The sequence below is a fragment of the Bacillus sp. FSL M8-0266 genome, from assembly GCF_038613425.1.
Classification (GTDB): Bacteria; Bacillota; Bacilli; order Bacillales; family Bacillaceae; genus Bacillus; species Bacillus pumilus.
Map to the genome: position 1 here is coordinate 2,750,073 of NZ_CP152015.1, position 17,212 is coordinate 2,767,284.

18 protein-coding genes are annotated in these 17,212 nt (G+C 42.6%); 3 read left to right on the forward strand and 15 right to left on the reverse strand.

Going from position 1 to position 17,212, the window contains the following annotated elements:
• Nucleotides 1-158: 158 nt before the first annotated feature.
• The 9 genes from ytxJ to MKY83_RS14165 all read right to left on the reverse strand — a co-directional run bounded on the left by ytxJ (nt 159) and on the right by MKY83_RS14165 (nt 8,998).
• On the reverse strand, nt 159-482 hold the full coding sequence (ytxJ, locus tag MKY83_RS14125) for a bacillithiol system redox-active protein YtxJ (protein WP_003217729.1): 324 nt from the start codon (nt 480-482) through the stop codon (nt 159-161).
• Nucleotides 483-515: 33 nt separating this feature from the next.
• Nucleotides 516-986 carry a YtxH domain-containing protein gene (locus MKY83_RS14130; RefSeq protein WP_106038071.1) on the reverse strand — a complete coding sequence of 157 codons (471 nt, stop codon included), beginning with the start codon at nt 984-986 and terminating at the stop codon, nt 516-518.
• A 26-nt stretch (nt 987-1,012) separates the two neighbouring features.
• Complete coding sequence (locus MKY83_RS14135) at nt 1,013-1,432, reverse strand: DUF948 domain-containing protein (protein ID WP_024424855.1); 420 nt, start codon at nt 1,430-1,432, stop codon at nt 1,013-1,015.
• A 225-nt stretch (nt 1,433-1,657) separates the two neighbouring features.
• The gene (gene murC / locus MKY83_RS14140) at nt 1,658-2,956 is read right to left on the reverse strand and encodes a UDP-N-acetylmuramate--L-alanine ligase (RefSeq protein WP_065098618.1); all 1,299 of its coding nucleotides are present in this window, start codon (nt 2,954-2,956) and stop codon (nt 1,658-1,660) included.
• A gap of 302 nt (nt 2,957-3,258) precedes the next feature.
• A complete protein-coding gene (locus tag MKY83_RS14145; protein WP_326848220.1) occupies nt 3,259-6,012 on the reverse strand; it encodes a DNA translocase FtsK in 2,754 nt (917 codons plus the stop codon).
• Between the two features lie 196 nt (nt 6,013-6,208).
• Nucleotides 6,209-6,814, reverse strand: coding sequence for a YtpR family tRNA-binding protein (gene ytpR / locus MKY83_RS14150; RefSeq protein ID WP_044142204.1), 606 nt, complete (start codon nt 6,812-6,814; stop codon nt 6,209-6,211).
• 16 nt (nt 6,815-6,830) lie between these two features.
• A complete protein-coding gene (locus MKY83_RS14155; protein WP_044142203.1) occupies nt 6,831-7,643 on the reverse strand; it encodes a DUF1444 domain-containing protein in 813 nt (270 codons plus the stop codon).
• Nucleotides 7,644-7,662: 19 nt separating this feature from the next.
• Nucleotides 7,663-7,983 (reverse strand): thioredoxin family protein, encoded by a 321-nt coding sequence (locus MKY83_RS14160; RefSeq protein WP_003217665.1) that lies wholly within the window; start codon nt 7,981-7,983, stop codon nt 7,663-7,665.
• A complete protein-coding gene (locus tag MKY83_RS14165; protein ID WP_065098621.1) occupies nt 7,970-8,998 on the reverse strand; it encodes a PTS sugar transporter subunit IIC in 1,029 nt (342 codons plus the stop codon). Before MKY83_RS14165 ends, MKY83_RS14160 begins: the two co-directional genes overlap by 14 nt.
• Nucleotides 8,999-9,199: 201 nt before the next feature.
• Between MKY83_RS14165 and MKY83_RS14170 the strand changes: the two genes are divergently transcribed.
• Nucleotides 9,200-9,646 carry a YtoQ family protein gene (locus tag MKY83_RS14170; protein WP_044142201.1) on the forward strand — a complete coding sequence of 149 codons (447 nt, stop codon included), beginning with the start codon at nt 9,200-9,202 and terminating at the stop codon, nt 9,644-9,646.
• A 42-nt stretch (nt 9,647-9,688) separates the two neighbouring features.
• On the opposite strand, the gene MKY83_RS14175 is transcribed toward MKY83_RS14170, so the two are convergent.
• Nucleotides 9,689-10,762 carry a M42 family metallopeptidase gene (locus MKY83_RS14175; protein ID WP_106066874.1) on the reverse strand — a complete coding sequence of 358 codons (1,074 nt, stop codon included), beginning with the start codon at nt 10,760-10,762 and terminating at the stop codon, nt 9,689-9,691.
• Nucleotides 10,763-10,961: 199 nt separating this feature from the next.
• Here MKY83_RS14175 and MKY83_RS14180 point away from each other — a divergent pair, with 199 nt between their 5' ends.
• Nucleotides 10,962-11,276 carry a PepSY domain-containing protein gene (locus MKY83_RS14180; RefSeq protein WP_065098623.1) on the forward strand — a complete coding sequence of 105 codons (315 nt, stop codon included), beginning with the start codon at nt 10,962-10,964 and terminating at the stop codon, nt 11,274-11,276.
• Nucleotides 11,277-11,318: 42 nt separating this feature from the next.
• Here MKY83_RS14180 and MKY83_RS14185 read toward each other — a convergent pair whose 3' ends face one another.
• The 3 genes from MKY83_RS14185 to trmB form a co-directional block, all read right to left on the reverse strand.
• Nucleotides 11,319-13,016, reverse strand: a complete 1,698-nt coding sequence (locus tag MKY83_RS14185; RefSeq protein WP_185107153.1) for an NAD-dependent malic enzyme — start codon at nt 13,014-13,016, stop codon at nt 11,319-11,321.
• A gap of 73 nt (nt 13,017-13,089) precedes the next feature.
• The gene (locus tag MKY83_RS14190; RefSeq protein WP_185107155.1) at nt 13,090-13,938 is read right to left on the reverse strand and encodes an MBL fold metallo-hydrolase; all 849 of its coding nucleotides are present in this window, start codon (nt 13,936-13,938) and stop codon (nt 13,090-13,092) included.
• 113 nt (nt 13,939-14,051) lie between these two features.
• A complete protein-coding gene (gene trmB / locus MKY83_RS14195; protein WP_187704024.1) occupies nt 14,052-14,693 on the reverse strand; it encodes a tRNA (guanosine(46)-N7)-methyltransferase TrmB in 642 nt (213 codons plus the stop codon).
• A gap of 188 nt (nt 14,694-14,881) precedes the next feature.
• Between trmB and MKY83_RS14200 the strand changes: the two genes are divergently transcribed.
• A complete protein-coding gene (locus MKY83_RS14200; RefSeq protein WP_268453160.1) occupies nt 14,882-15,157 on the forward strand; it encodes a YtzH-like family protein in 276 nt (91 codons plus the stop codon).
• Here the strand turns inward: MKY83_RS14200 and MKY83_RS14205 are convergent.
• Both MKY83_RS14205 and MKY83_RS14210 read right to left on the reverse strand, forming a co-directional pair.
• Nucleotides 15,154-15,954: a phosphotransferase family protein gene (locus tag MKY83_RS14205; protein ID WP_189286481.1), complete on the reverse strand. Its 801-nt coding sequence runs from the start codon at nt 15,952-15,954 to the stop codon at nt 15,154-15,156. The two genes, MKY83_RS14200 and MKY83_RS14205, sit on opposite strands and share 4 nt — an antisense overlap.
• A gap of 282 nt (nt 15,955-16,236) precedes the next feature.
• Nucleotides 16,237-17,166 (reverse strand): YegS/Rv2252/BmrU family lipid kinase, encoded by a 930-nt coding sequence (locus MKY83_RS14210; protein ID WP_044142195.1) that lies wholly within the window; start codon nt 17,164-17,166, stop codon nt 16,237-16,239.
• Nucleotides 17,167-17,212: the final 46 nt, after the last annotated feature.

Consider the following 17,212-nt stretch of genomic DNA (forward strand, 5'->3'; position numbering starts at 1 on the left):
GTTTATTATAAACAAAGATTTCGGAATTGTCACGAAAATTTTCTTTATTACCCAAACGCTTTTAAGCGATAAAGTATTATGTGTAAGATTATAGCATAGTTTTGATTGAAGTAAACCTTTTTTTATCAAAAAAACGTCAGCAATTGCTGACGTTTCTTCTACACATTATGTTCAAGCGCTTCTTTTGTAATGCTTGAGTGGGATGCATGCCATTTTACTTTTCCACCGCTAAAGACGAGTGCCTGGGGACTTTCGTGCTTTACCCCTGACTTTTCTGTCACATAGGATGAAAGCTCTCTTGTGTTTTGAATTTGCAAGAAATAAGTTGGCACGTCTTCATGTGCAGACGCAAATGCTTCAAACTCTTGAAAAGCCGCTTGACTGATCGGACATGTCAAACTGTGCTTAAAAAAGACAAAGGTCCCATCTTGATTCGTTAGTTGATCAAACTGTTCTTCTGTTTCAATGAGTTGTTTTGACATGATGTTCTCCTTCTTCACTCTGTGCAGTAAGAGTTAGCCTTTAGTTGATTGTTCTACTTTTTCTTTGACATCTTTAATGCCATCTTCAATTTCTGATTTCGCTTCTTGTGCTCTTACTTTGGCTTCATTTGCTACATCTGACGCTTCGCTCGCAAGATCAGCTGCCGCATCTTCTGCTTCACTTTTCACATGATTAGCTTTTCCAGCTGCACGTTCTTTTATGTCTTTCACTTTGTCTAAAATTTGGTTTGACTGCTCTGCCACCAGCTGAGATAATTCAGACGTTTTATCTTTCGCAATCGTCACATATTCAGTGCCTTTTTCCTTTGCATCTGTTGTGAGTTGATCTGTTTTGTCTTTTAAAGCATTCGCTTGGTTGTTCAAATCATCGCGAAGCTCTTTCCCTGACTTCGGCGCTAAGAATAATGCTGTTGTTGCACCAACTATGCCACCAATAAGTGTTCCGATCAAAAAGTCTTTGCTATTGATTCCGTCTTTGCTCATGATTATTCCTCCTATGCGAAAATGGTTTATTTTTGGTGTTTTCGTTGTTTCCATTTTTTATAAATTTCAAGTGCTGCGTTACTCCAGCTTACCACATCCGTGACTTTTTCTTGATTTCGTTCAACGGATGAAGAAACCGCACCAGCTGCCTGCTTTATGCTTGTATTAAATTGGTTGATCGAGCCGCCAATTCCCTGCACCGCATCCACAACTGTGTTGAGTTTTGCCGATTTGTCTTGAATATCTTCAGCAAGCTGATTCGTCTTATGTAGCAACTGTGCTGTCTCTGTGGTGATCCCTTGCATCTGACCTTCAAGACCTTCTAAAGTTGATGCAACATTCTTTAATGTCAGCTGTAAGGATTTTAATGTTTTGGACAAGTAGATGACAAGAATGAGGAAAGCAATTGCGATCAGTGCAACGCTTAGATATAGAATAATAATCATCTGATACCTCCTTTGTTGCGGGCATATTTAATTCAATACCCTCTCGTTGTATCATTCAAACATCGCTTAGAATGACCGATTGATTAATAATTCTACACTTATTGGCTAATTCCTGTCCACAGCGAATGAAAAAAAGCAGCAGTTCTTGACACATTTAGCCCCTTTGTCACATTTTATTCAAAATAAAAAAAGTGCCGATCAAAACGGCACTTTTCGTTTAAGTATTTATACAGCGACTTTTTCATAAGCACGCAAATATTTTTGAATGTCTCCTGCTCCCATAAAGATCAGAATCCCATCTTTGTGCGCTTTCAGCACAGATGTATCTTCTTCTGCAATCAATTGGGCCTGCGGGATTTTTTCTCGTAAATCTTCGATACTCAGCTTCCCAATGTTTTCACGGGCTGAACCGAAAATATCGCATAGGTATACATAGTCCGCTTTTTTCAGACTATCAGCAAATTCACTTAAGAATTGCTGTGTACGTGTGAAGGTATGTGGCTGGAAGACAGCGACAATATCACGGTCTGGATACTTTTGGCGTGCTGCTTCAATTGTGACTTCAATCTCCGTTGGGTGATGGGCATAGTCGTCAATTAAAACCTGCTCACCGACTACTTTTTCATTAAAGCGGCGTTTGACACCACCAAATGTCGTTAGTGCCCCTTTGATGAGTTCTACATCAATGGCTTCATAGTGACATAATGCAATCACAGCTAATGAATTAAGGACATTATGATTTCCATAGGCAGGGATGTAGAAGGTATCATAAAACGTATTTCGTACAAAGACATCAAATGTAGTGCCTTCCGTGTTTTTCACAACATTGCGTGCTTGGAAATCATTTTCTTCATTGAAACCGTAGTACACAACAGGTACCTTCGCTTGAATCTTAGGCAGATGCTCATCATCACCGCAAGCGATAATGGCTTTTTTCACTTGAAGTGCCATGTTTTGAAACGCATCAAACACGTCGTCAATATCCGAGAAGTAATCAGGATGATCAAAATCAATATTGGTCATGATCGCATAGTCTGGATGATAGCTGAGGAAGTGTCTGCGGTATTCGCATGCTTCAAATACAAAATACTCGCTGTTTTCTTTCCCCATACCAGATCCATCACCGATTAAGTATGAAGTTGGTTTCGCTGATTGCATCACATGGGCAAGCAGACCTGTTGTTGACGTTTTACCATGAGCACCAGTAATCGCAACGTTTGTGAATGTATCCATGTATTCTCCAAGGAATTTATGGTAACGAATGACAGGAATCCCTTCAGAAAGGGCGCGTTCAATCTCAGGGTGTGTATCAGGAAATGCATTACCTGCAATGACGGTCATCCCTGGCTGAATATTATCTGGGTCAAATGGAAGAATTTTAATATTTCGTTCTTCTAATGCTTTTTGTGTAAAGATATGTTTTTCGATATCCGATCCTTGGACAGTATACCCAGTATCATGAAGAATTTGGGCCAGTGGACTCATACCTGTCCCTTTTATTCCAACAAAATGATAAACAGTCATAATTGTACCTCCAACAAACGTCTATCTGACTTACAGTATATGACGCTCATTTCAATTTGCAACTTGTGATTTTCGCCTCTAGCGGCTCACAGATCGCAGCTCCAAATAAAGATTTTTTCCGATCTTCCTATTCTAATCAATATTAACTATGATTAGTATCCGACAACTTTCCTATTTCTAACACCTGCTTTCGCTTATTTTACATAAAAAAGCGTTCTGACAGGCATGCGAAAAGCGTCCAATTCCAAAATTGCACCTATGTGCTATCATACCATGTTTATGAAAAAAATGAAGTGGTTTGTTTAGATCAGCTGTTCTAAGTCACTCAGTGTCATGAGGACTTCCCTTGGCTTACTGCCTTTTGCACCAGAGATCATGCCCTCGCGTTCCATCATGTCGATCAATCTGGCTGCACGATTGTAGCCAATTCTAAATCTTCTCTGCAAACTCGATGTACTAGCACTATTCTGCTCAATGGCAAAACGGCAGGCATCCATAAACAATTCGTCTTCATCTGTAATCGCAGAGCCTTGGAGCATTAATTCCTCCTGTTCGAAAAGGAACACAGGCTTACGCTGTTTCCTCACATGTGCCACCACTTGATCGATCTCGCGGTCTGATACAAAGTTCCCTTGCAGCCTCGTCGGCTTGCCGGAGCCATTTTCTAAGAAGAGCATGTCTCCTTTTCCGAGAAGCTTTTCTGCACCTGCCATGTCGATGATCGTTCTAGAATCTACCTGACTTGAGACAGAGAAAGCAATTCTTGTTGGAATATTGGCTTTAATCAGACCTGTGATGACATCTACAGAAGGTCTTTGTGTCGCAATCAATAAGTGAATGCCGCACGCTCTTGCTTTTTGCGCGATTCGGCAAATGCTTTCTTCGACTTCATTTGGTGCAACCATCATTAAATCAGCAAGCTCATCGATCACCACGACAAGATAAGGTAGTTTTTCACCCATTTGTTTTTCTTTGACAAGCTCATTGAATCGTTTGATTTCTCTCACACCAGAGTGCGCAAACAGCTCGTAGCGTCTTTCCATTTCATCCACTACCCATTTCAGAGCAGCTGTCGCTGTCTTAGCATCAGTGATAACAGGACTCACGAGATGCGGAATATGATTATACGGCGCTAATTCGACCATTTTAGGGTCGATTAACAGCATTTTCACTTCATCTGGTGATGCTTTAAACATTAAGCTCACTAAAATGGTATTGATGCAGACACTTTTTCCTGAACCTGTTGCTCCAGCAATTAAGCCATGCGGCATTTTTTGCAAATCAACGACAACAGGCTGTCCTGAGATATCTAATCCGAGTGCTGCTGTTAAAGGAGATGGATTGTCTCTAAACGCACTGCTTCTGATCATCTCTCGTAAGAAAACCATTTTGCTGTGAAGGTTCGGCACTTCAATCCCGATCGTGTTCTTTCCTGGAATCGGTGCTTCAATTCGAATATCCTTTGCGGACAAACTGAGTTTAATATCATCTGACAGGTTCGTGATTTTGTTCACTTTGACCCCTGGTTCTGGATGTACTTCAAACCTTGTGACAGAAGGGCCTTGCGTGACATGAACGACACTTGCTCTGACATTGAAATTTTTCAGCGTGGCATTGAGTAGCTCTGCTCGCTCTTTCACCCATGTCCCGTCCTCTTCTTTTTGAGCTGGAGGTACGTCTAAAAGGGCGAGGCTTGGAAACACATATCCTTGGGCATCTGCTGCTTTCTTTTGTCCTTGCACGCGCTGATCACTTTTTAACATCATGACGTTAAAAGGAACCGTTGAGGTTTGTCCACTTGTACGTTGTGGCTGAGGAGATGCCTGTTTCGGTTTTTCTTCCATCACTTCATGCACTTGTTCTTGCTTTTCTTGCTGCTCTATGACAGGTTCTACTCGTTCAGTAGCGGTCTGTTCGTCTGCTTCTTGTTCTATTGGCACCACTTGATCTTCTACTATTTCCGCTTCTTCTATCAATTGCTCTTCTTGCAGATCATGCTCGGCAACTGGCTCTGTTTCTTCTAATGCTGCCGCTGGCACTTCTTCTTGATGGTCTTCTAAGGAATCAGCTTCTATTTCCTCGACTGATTCTGCTGAGATGACGTCTAGTACCTCTACTTCTTCTGCCGGCATGTCTACTTCCATTTCAATAGCGGAATGCGTGTCTTCCGCTGTTTCGAATGTCAACGGTTCTATTTCTATTTCCTGAGTATGATCTACAAACTGTTCTACCGGTTTGTCTTGTATTTCTTCGTTTTCACTGGAAACATCCTGTACAGGCTCAGACTCTACCGGCGGTTCGTGATATACTTCGGCTTGCTGATGATGTAAGTCAGCTTCAATGTGGTCTTGAGGCTCAGAAAAGGCTGGCTCTTTTTCCTCTGTTTGAATGAAAGGCTCGTCATTTAAACGCTCCATCGTTGATTGAACGTGATCGTGATAAGCGAGCTCCTCTTGCAAAGTAAGCGGGGTCACGTCTGTTTGCATGTCCACTCTTTCTTCTGCTGGCGCTGGAACTGTTTCTTCCATACGATTTTCTTTCCGTATTGATGGAATGTTCATTTGCTGTCTGACATTTCGTTCACGCTCTGCCTCTTCTGATAACAGGGTGACACGCTGCGCTGTTTCTGCTGCTTTCATTTGAACAGAAGATGATTCTTCTTTCGACTCTGTTCGTTTCGGCCGCATATCCTGATGATAGCCATAGATCGGTGATGGAATTTGCTCTGGTTTGAATGGCTTTTTATTCATGTCAGGCTGAACCGTTTGTTTTGACTCATAGGTCTTCTGCTTAGCCTTTGGCTGGCCTTGCTTTGGGCGTCTTCTTTCCTGCTTTACTCCGTCACGCTGAGGTTCATCTGGAACGAGCGGAAAGCGGAAGTTGCCTGTCGGATATTCATAATAGACTTTTGTATCTTCAATTTTTTTATATTCTTTATGCTGTTCAAAAACTGGCTGCTTTGGTGCAACTGGACCTTCCTCAGGTCTCACAGCTTTTTCTTCTTTCTTTTCTTCTCCTAAAAATACACTAAAAAATTTATCTAACCAACTCATCATTTATCACTCACTTTAACTCCCCTTACGTTTTCTTGGGCGATTTTTAGTATACCATTGCTTTTTCATGCAGAAAAGCGAGAAAAGTGCCGCTCTTTGCTATTTGTGCTGTCTGTAGATGAAAAAAAGTCACTAAGTACGTACTTAGTGACTTTTGGTATAACACAATCTTCGCTCTGATGTGCCCGTTTATGGGAGGTTATGCTTGAAAGGGTTCGCCAGCTTGATGGCTTCCCTCTAGAACAAGAATTCCTTTTTCAGCAGGCGCGTCTGGAAGATCTAATTCTTTTGCTGAACAAATCATTCCGCTTGATGGAACACCTCTTAGCTCAGCATCTTTGATGATTAAACCGCTTGGCATCACTGCCCCAACCTTTGCAACCACGACATATTGACCTTGATCAACGTTTGGTGCACCGCACACGATTTGTAATGTTTCATCGCCAACATCCACTTGGCAAATGTTTAATTTATCTGCATTCGGATGCTTTTCTTTTTCCTTTACATAACCGACAACAAATTTTGGTGATAGATCCACAGTCAACGTTTCACTGACACCATTGCGGTTTAAAATTTCGTTGATATCTTGAACAAGTGTTTCAGAAAGCGGTACAGATCCGTTTTCTTCAATTTTCATGTAAGTGGACGCATTGAAGATATTAAAACCTGTTGTTTCTTTTGTTTCTTGATTGAAGATTCTTACGACATCTCCAAACGTCTCATGACCTACTTCTTCTCTCGTCACATCTTTCAATGAAATAAGGAGTGTGTCGCCTACACCTTCTGCATTATAAAAAACGTTCATTCTTCAAAATTCCCTTCTACTGCTGTTTTGGTCTGCTTTTAGCAAGAATAAAAATCGGTTCAAGCTTGCCCTCATCATATAAAAATGACAATGCGGTAATCGGAACCGTGCCGCTGGCGAAGAAGCTCATCGACATCTGTCCTAAAATATCATAGCCTGATTCATTGCGAACATCTGCAATGATGAATACATCTTGATGGGGGACAGAAATGGCCATCTGTCCTTCTATTTTTTGCGCGTATTCTTGTAAAATCGATTCATTTAAAAGTCTGCTTGCATCATATCCGTCATTCGCACGGAAGAAATAAAAGCGGTTGCCTGCCACTTCATCCATTTTCACCACAGTTTCAAGTGAGCGGACATTGAAGCTTGCGGTTTCCCTGATTCGCTCTTTTGTCCAGTTTTCCTTTTGAAGCATCTTTTCATCAATTAACCTGTAGGTGCTTCCAAGGTCAAGTGCATAGTAGATTCTCGTTTCAGCTGTATGCTCATCAAAAACGAGCGGAATCTCGTCACTTGATGTCTCGGGAAAGGAAGTGGATCGAATGACCGGATAAATTTGCTTTTCTTTTCCTGAGATGTGCTGCGCTTCGCCTTTCATGGCACTTAGCGCCTCTTTCACATAATAAACGATCTCATCCAATGTTTCATCAGGCTTTACTTCCCACTTTGCAATGATTGGCGGGAGCTCTAGTGTGATCCCTTTGCCTGTTTGTTTATCTTCAATACGAAGCGTGTCTTTTTCTCGGTCAAACTGGTGTGACCAGCTGTCATTTGTCAGACGGCTTTTGAGTTCGTTCGCAAGCTGTCTTGATGTCATTTTTGCCATGATTTAGACTCTCCTTTCATTATTTAGAAAGAGAATCTGTTAAAAATGCTTCAATCTCTTCCTTCGTTTTACGATCCTTGCTGACAAAGCGGTTAATCTCTTGCCCATTTTTAAATACTAAAAAGCTTGGAATGCCGTAAATTTCCCACTCTGCGCAAGTGTCAATAAATTGATCTCTATCCACATAGAAGTACTCAAATTCTGGGTAGTTTGCTTCAAGCTCTGGCAAGAATGGTTCGATAAAGGTGCAGTCTGGGCACCAGTCCGCTGAAAATAGCAATACTGTTAAGTCTTCTTGAATCACTTTTTGTAATTCTTCGTTTGATTCAATTTTTTTCATGTTTCATTCCTCCAGTTTGTATGGTTAAATCTCCGAATTGTATATAGCCTTTCTTTCTCATCCATTCTGATACTACCAAACTAATCACTGCCGGGCCAACGATATGCAAAAGAGCAATCGCTAGAAAAACAGATGGATGAAATCCCATAACCGTCAGTGTCATGAGCTGTCCAACAAGGCCACTCGTTCCCATTCCTGCCCCTGCCGCATTATTGACCATCCCAAAGCCAATAATACCAATTGGCGCGAGAATGAGGCCCGCTATCGTCGGCGGAATAAGGATAAGGGGATTTTTTACAATGTTCGGCAGCTGCAATTTTGACGTGCCAATACCGACAGCAGCAAGACCACCAAAACGATTTTCTCTAAAGCCTGCAGCGGCAAAGCCGACCATTTGAGCGCAGCAGCCGATCGTTGCAGCACCAGCAGCAAGACCGCTTAAATCAAGCATGAGTGCAAGCGCAGCACTTGAAATTGGTGAGCTGAGGGCAAGTCCAACAATGGTTGCTACTAGCATGCCCATGATCAGCGGACTTTGGTCAGTCCCCCACATGATGAGCCTGCCAAGCCCTGTCATCATGGCTTCAATCCCTGGACCGATCAAAGCGGCGGTGGAAAAACCAGTGATGATGGTGACAAGCGGTGTCAAAATAATATCAATTTTTGTCTCACCACTGACCAGTTTGCCGAGTTCTACACCAATTAATGCTGCGACAAAGCTTCCAGCAGGTCCACCAAGCTCTGCTCCTGCAGCACCTGAAACAACACTTGCAAAAATGATCAATGGAGATGCCTGTAACCGGTACGCCACGGCTACACCAATCGCTGGTCCCATGAGCCCCATTGCGAGTGTTCCCATTTTGATGATGAGCGGAAGTGATAACAAACCGCCTGCTGTTTTTAAAATCAGACCTACTACTAATGTAGCAAATAGACCTAAAGCCATATAAGAGAGTGCATCAATGAAGTACACTTTTGGCGAAAGGGAGATTCCCTTTCTTTTCAAATAAGTCATCAACGTCGTCTTCCTGCTTTCTCATAGGAAAGACGAAAAGGCCTGTCCTTCCTATTATATGTAGTATTCTTACGATGAAAAAATAGTCTCTACCATGAATATCATAATCATATTTTTTTTGCTTTATCAAGCACTTCTTGTGTAACATGAAAAGAAACAGGGCAAACCTTTACTAAGTTTGTACAAAAGGAGGAGATCGTTATGCAATTAACCGTCTATTTAGCAGGAGAAATTCATAGCAAGTGGCGTGATGAAATCAAGGAGAAAAGCCAATCGTTGAAACTGCCAGTGACATTTGTTGGTCCAATGGAGAATCATGACCGCTCCGATCACATTGGTGAGGACATTTTAGGTGAGCAGCCGAATGCCATATTCAAAGATGATGCTGCTTCTGATTTGAACAATTTCCGTACTGAGATCCTATTAAACAAGGCAGACGTCGTCATTGCCCGCTTTGGTGAGAAATATAAACAGTGGAACACGGCAATGGATGCATCTGCTGCCATCGCAAAAGGGAAACCTCTCATTTTGATCCGCCCAAAAGAACTGCACCATCCGTTAAAGGAACTATCAAATAAAGCGAATATCACTGTGGAAACCGTGAACCAAGCGATCAAAGCGTTATCTTACGTGTTTGAACAGCAATAACAAAAGGCTGCTCTCTTGAAAGAGGCAGCCTTTTGATTACATTTACACCTGTTGATATATAGAATCCACTGTACTTTGATCACAGTTTTTCACAAGACGGACGATTAATTCTTTTGCCGCTGCATAGTCATCCACATGCAATACTGAATGACTTGTGTGAATGTAGCGAGCACACACTCCAATGACAGCAGAAGGCACACCTTGGTTTGAAATATGCACACGTCCAGCGTCCGTACCACCTGGTGATACGAAGTATTGGTATGGAATATTGTTTGACTCAGCCGTATCAAGTACAAAGTCTTTCATCCCGCGGTGCGTAATCATGGTTCGATCAAAAATACGCAAAAGTGCACCTTTACCAAGCTGGCCGAATTGGGTTTTGTCACCTGTCACATCGTTTGCAGGGCTTGCATCTAAAGCAAAAAACAGATCCGGCTGAATCATATTCGCAGCTACTTCTGCCCCTCTAAGCCCTACTTCTTCCTGAACCGTTGCACCTGAATACAGATGACATGAAAGTGGTTCGTCTTTTATTTCTTTTAATAATTCAATCGCAAGTCCGCAGCCATAGCGGTTATCCCAAGCCTTCGCTAAAATCTTTTTAGGATTCGCCATAGGGGTAAAGACTGTTGCAGGCACGATTTGCTGTCCTGGGCGAACGCCAAGTTCTTTTGCCTCTTCTTCACTGTCTGCACCAATATCAATGAGCATGTCTGATGGTTTCACAGGTTTGCTTTTTTGTTCTGGTGTTAGAAGATGAGGCGGTGTACTAGAGACGACACCAGGAATTGGCCCGTGATCGGTATGAACGTCGACACGCTGCGCCAGCATGACTTGACTCCACCAGCCGCCGAGTGTTTGGAAGCGTATCATCCCGTTTTTTGTAATGGATGAAACCATGAATCCCACTTCATCCATATGACCAGCCACCATGATTTTAGGTGCGTTCTCTGGTCCCTTGCGAACCCCAAACACACCGCCAAGACGATCCTGAATGAGTTCGTCAGAATATTTTTCAAGTTCCTTTTTCATAAAAGCACGCACATGGTGCTCATTACCTGGAGTACCTTGTAATTCTGTTAAATTTCGGAAAAGCGACAATGTTTCTTCATTCATTCTACGATTTACCTCGTTTCTATGTAATGACCATATATATTCCTATAAAAATAACACTCACTTTATACTATAAGAATTCTTTCGGTTTTCCAAGTATCTCTCCAGAAATTTTGAATATGCTTTCAACTATTCGGATTCCTTAACATCAATGGACAAGTTTTGTATAATGGAAAAAACAGCAATACGGAGGTGCAGCACGTTGAAGTTAAAACATGTTCTGATTGGTGCGAGTATTGGCGTAGCCGCTGCAATTGTTGCAAAGAAAGTATTTTTCCCTACGTATATCTCGTCTGAAAAAGCATTAAAAATTGTGAAATCCGCTTTTAAACAGCGCGGCCCGATTGATGGCTCTTGGATTTATACTGTACCAGAACCGTATAACGTAAATGGTGAAACGATTGATGTGTACAAATCTGGCATTACTCGCTCAGCCTTTGGCGAGCTTGAACAGTACGAGGTCATGATTGATGCCAAAACAGGCATGATTGTGGATGTCATTGATTCTGTGGCTTGATAAAGAAAGCTTCGCAAAGGGTGTCCTTGCGAAGCTTCTTTTTTATATGGCTTTGATTTTTTTGTACACAGGATGCCACATAGCGTCCTGTACTGCCTGAATAAGGTCCTCAGGCGTTTCCTCTGCAATTCCTTCATCGATCGCTGCTTGCGCCACACGAACAGCTACTGTCGCTGAAACGGTTCGAAGCTGATCAACACTTGGCAGCATCGCTGCACCCGGCTTTCCGACATTGACCATGCTGGCAATCGCTTCAGCACTCGCAACAAACATGCTATCTGTCATGAGGCGTGCTTTAGACACAATCGTTCCAAGACCAAGCCCTGGGAACACAAGAGCATTATTCGCTTGCCCAATTTCATATGTCACGCCACCATATTCGACAGGGTCAAATGGGCTTCCCGTTGTCACAAGGGCGCGACCTTCTGTCCACTCAATGAGATCTGCAGGCTTTGCTTCTGAAAGAGGTGTCGGGTTCGACATCGGTAAAATGGCTGGGCGCTCTACGTGTGACGCCATTTCTTTCACAATTTCCTCTGTAAATGCTCCTCCTACTGTCGAGGTGCCAATTAAGATGGTTGGTTTAGCCTGTTTGACGACCTCTAATAAATCAATGGAATGCTTAGGACCATTACGGGCATAATCCTTTACTTCGTCAGAACGTCTTGCATATGGCTTTTGAAATGGCTGAATGTCAGGCGAATCATCTGTAAGTAAACCTGTTTTATCAATACACCAGAAATGATCATATGATTCCTCTTCTTTGACTCCGTCTCTGACAATCGCATCACGGATCTGCTCCGCTATGCCAATCCCTGCCGTACCCGCTCCGAAAATGACGATTCGGTGATTTTTCAGCGGAACCTTCGAAGCTTTTGCACATGCCAGAACCGCAGCAAGTGAAACAGCTCCAGTTCCTTGAATGTCATCATTAAATGTACAGATCCGTTCCTTATATTTTTCCAATATGGCTCGTGCATTTTTTGTCCCAAAGTCTTCCCAGTGAAGGAGTGCATTTGGAAAGGTTGCGCGGGCAAGCTCTACATATTGATCGATAAACTGATCATAACGCTCGCCTCGAACGCGAGAATGCTGATTTCCAACATAAAGCGGATCATTCAAGAGACTTTCTTGGTTCGTCCCGGCATCAAGTACTACGGCCAGCACGCGGCTAGGATCAATGCCTGCTGCAGCTGTATAAACAGCAAGTTTCCCGACTGAAATGGCAATACCGCCAACACCCCAGTCTCCAATACCTAAAATACCTTCTGCATCTGTCGCAACGATTAAGTCAATGGATTCATCCACACCGTAAGAGGCAAATATCTCTTCCATGCCTTCCAAGTCATCAATTGATAAATAAAGCCCTCTTGGCTTTCGATACTCGTGGCTATAACGCTGAATGGCTGTTCCAACCGTCGGTGTATAGACAATCGGCAGCATCTCTGCCAAGTGCTCATTTAATAATTTGTAAAAAAGCACTTCGTTTCTGTCATGAAGTGATGTTAAATACACATTTTTCCCAAGTTCATCCGGCTGTGCCTTGAACTGCTCATATGCACGCTTTGCCTGATCCTCTAATGTTAAAACTTTAGGCGGTAGAAATCCCTTTAAACCAAGCTCTTCCCGCTCTTCCTTCGTAAATGCAACCCCTTTGTTTAAATAAGGGACGGACATGACTTCCATCCCTCTTAATGGTGTTTCAATGACATCACCATGTACACGATAAAATTGGTTCACCTGCACTCTTCCTTTCACAAGTTCATTTTGTCGTTATTTTGTGTGAAAGGCGAAAAAACATGCAGATGATCTTTTATCTCCCTGTTTCTCTTTTGACTTCATGTGTGATTTGCCCATCTTCATCCCACTTAACAGCGCGGTAAATCGCATCATGATAAAACAAGTACCACGCATTTTTTTCTTCTGCATATGCCTGCCATTTTTGCTTAGCTGGAATTGAAGTCATTGGGTAATCATCATATGCCAAGACCCATAATGGATTTTTATGAGCGTGCGTTGGCATAATGTCAGCTAAATGAATCGCTGTTTCGCCCTGACTTGTGAGCGTTAAGATGCTATGGCCATTGCTATGACCGCCTGTATGATGCAGCTCAATGCCTTCTATTACTTCGATGCTTTCTTCAAATGGCACTACTTGATCTGCTATTGGCTCCCAGTTTTCTTTCCAATATGTATTTCTTGAGCGGATGTTAGGCGCCCTCATTTCATCCCATTCGATTTTGGATGTGATGATTTTTGCTTGCGGAAAAACAGACACGAGCTTTTCTCCTTCACGTTTTGTTAATCCGCTTGCATGATCGAAGTGAAGATGCGTCATTAAGACGTAATCAATATCTGCTGTTTGCAGGCCGAGTGCCGCGAGTGACTCTTCCAATTTCGTCTCTTCTGTTACGCCGTAATTGCGTTTTTGTTTATCCGTCAGCTTACCTGATCCGATGCCGGAATCCACTAAAAAATGAAGACCATTCCACCGTATAAGGATTGGGTCACACCGCAGTTCAATTTGATTGCGATCGTTCACCGGGTATTTTTTTGACCATAACGGCTTTGGCACCACACCAAACATCGCACCGCCGTCCATGTGTGTATCTCCCCCGTTTAACCAGAACAGTTCCATGTCACCTATGTTCATTGTCTCCATTGCTGTCATCCCTCCTTTTTCTATCGTAGCAAATACAGCCAAAAATCGCATGCATCAATCTTTTCATGAAAAAAACTGACTGCATTTTTTTGCAGCCAGCTTGATGTCACTTGTTATTCTGGAAATTTCACTTCTGATCGATAGATAGGTTGTCCCATAGACGAGAATTTCTCTTCGTATTCCGTCATCACATTTCCTTCTAGTCCGTCCTTATGTAAATCTAAGCTTACATACGTTAAAAGAAGGCCATATGCAGAAAAGCTCTTTAAAGAATATTCAAATAACCCGCGGTTATCTGTTTTGAAATGCAATTCACCGCCTGGACGAAGAATATGTTCATATCGCTCTAAAAAGGCCTTAAACGTCAATCTGCGCTTTTCATGTCTTGCTTTTGGCCACGGATCAGAGAAATTCAAATACACTCGGTCAATCTCATTTTCCGCAAACACATCTGTCAGCGTTTCCGCATTAATGTTCAAGAGCTTTACATTTTCAACATCTGTCTCTTTGATTTTATCTACTGCTGTCACAATGACACTTTTAAATAATTCAATGCCAATATAGTTGATATCAGGATGAAGCTTGCCCATTCCAGCGATAAAGCTCCCTTTTCCTGTGCCAACTTCGATATGGATTGGATGATCATTTCCAAATAGCTCATGCCATTTCCCTTTATATTGCTCGGGGCTTGCTAAGGCAATATGAGCATTTTCAGCTAAGTAATCATCAGCCCATGGTTTATGTCGCATTCTCAATTTGATACACCTCTATTTTCTTTACATTTTATCAAGATACCATGAAACATAAAGACCCGCAAGACAGCATCTTTATGCGCATATGAAAAAGACCAGCCCTTCGCTTGAGCTGGTCTGCCGCATGTATAAATTGGGCGCTGAATGCACAGTTTAACCACATAAATGACACGCAGAAAAGGAGCATACGTATGGGATTAAACCGTCAACATCAGCTTCAATTAATCAAAGATATTTTAACCGATCACCAGTTGGATTGCTGCGGGACTGTTGCAGAATATGAACAGGTGGGACGCGTGATTCAATTCATGCTGGCAAAAGAAGACCTTGATGCCGACATTCGTCAATTATTAACAGATATTCATGATTACAGCCAAAAGGGCACTTCTGTCAGTTCAATTGATGCACATATTGAGGCGCATCAATCGCATTTGTCAGAGTGGGTCGAGAATATTCCTCTGTCTTAATGAATGTTTAACCGCTGTAAGAGTGCGCTCAGCTCCGCTTGCACTTCTTGCTGCGCTTTTTCATTTCCTTTTCTTTTATGCCACACGACAAACGATACGGTTTCAGCGAGGACGTACCAAGCCATGCGTTTTCGCAAATTGTCCGTCAGCGGGGCACCGTACATTGAGAGCCAGCTTTCCCAGTTCTCTTCTTCAACATAATGGTATAAAAGTGGTCCAAGATCAATGGCTGGGTCAGCAATCATCGCCCCATCCCAATCGATCAAGTAAAGCTGGTTTTCATCTGTCAGCAGCCAATTATTATGATTGAGGTCACAATGACACACGACCTTGTCTTCAAATTGAACTGCCTCCACATGCTTCTCTAAGTACTGGATGGCACGTGTGACGTCGCGCGAATCAATTTGCTCTTTAAATATGGACTGTTTTAAATGTTTCAGAATGGATGCTGGGTCTAGAGAGTGCTTCTCTAATCGTTTCAGCATATCAAGCAATTCTTTCGATGTATGAATTTTTCTTAGCTGCTCTGCGACAGGACGGTCATTCATGTCCTTTGGCTTCAGCTCTCTGCCGCTCAGCCAGTGCTGCGCAGTGATGACATCCCCATTTTCCATCCGTTTTGTCCAGACAAGCTTCGGCACAATGCCTTCAGCTGACAAAACCGCAAGAAACGGTGACGTATTGCGTTTTAAAAATAGCTTTTGGTCATTGTGTGTTGCGAAGTACGCATCTCCCGTAGCGCCTCCAGCAGGAGAGATGTGCCATTCGCTACCTAATATTTGTCCCAACCAGTTCATATCAATTTTCAACCCATCATTTCTTAAAATATTTTAAATCGTGCTTTTTTAGTCGACAAAATTCAGCCGATTGAAGGTCAATAGGCTGTTTTTTTTATTTATATGATCATAAAAACAAAAAGGACAGCTATTGAGAATGAGATGCTAAACAATAGCCGTCCTATAGATTTTATCGTTACCTTCTTATACTCGTCAAGCAAAACTAGAAAATCAGGACAAGAACCTTATGAAAAGAAAGGCTTTTTTCATGGTTCTTTGACTAGGACATTCATGAGACATGATTTAAGCACGTAATTTTAAGGAGCGATCACTCGTCTTCACAAAAACAGGCGTTGCACCAATCACTTCTCCATCTGCATGAAATAAGATTTTTCCATCTGCCTCCAAGTACGCTTCTTCGTGCTGAAACAGGGTAACGCCCTTCATTCCAAGGTGCTTGCGAAACACCATCGCACTTAGAAACAAGAGCACTTTAAATGGATTCAAATCTGTGACAACGAGTGTTTGAAAGCCTGGCTGCCTCGCGCTCACTTCTGGTGCTGCTTCCAGCCCGCCTCCGTAATAGGGATGATTACAAACAATCACAAACCACACTTGGCGAAAGACCTTCTTCTCGTTTTCAATAAACAGCGCAAGGTCGAACGGCTTAAAGGACCATAAAGAATGGAGAAATGACAGCGGGTAGATGATAAACCCAAGCCCCAGTCGTTTCAACCATTTTTTTCCTCTGAAATACACTGTTTTCCTTAGCACATGCGCATCAAACCCCGCACCGATATGATTGAGAAAGAGAACGGATTGCGCGCTTTCTGCGTGATCTTGAAAGGAGCCGAGTGAAAATGTTTTGGTGAGCATTCTCTTTTGCTTTCTCACTTCTTTTAGGACATCTTGACGATGGATGCCAAGGCCCTTCGCCGCATCATTCCAATGACCGGCGGGGACAAAGCTTAGCTGCACATGATCCATTTCCTTTAAGCCATTTAGGACTTCATGAATGGTTCCGTCACCGCCAATGACAATCAGGCGCTTCAGCCTGTCATCTTGCATGGCGCTAATTTGTCTTGCCAATACTTCTGCATGACCTTCATGCTGGGTGAGAAACGATCGATATGAGATCTCCACCTTTTGTAGTTCTTTCTCTATGCTCCTCCATGTACGAAGTCCTTTTCCATGTCCTGCTGCTGGATTAACGATAAAGTACCATTCATTCATATATTAGCTCCACTCAGGTCTCATTTTTCGTGACCTTCCATTATGC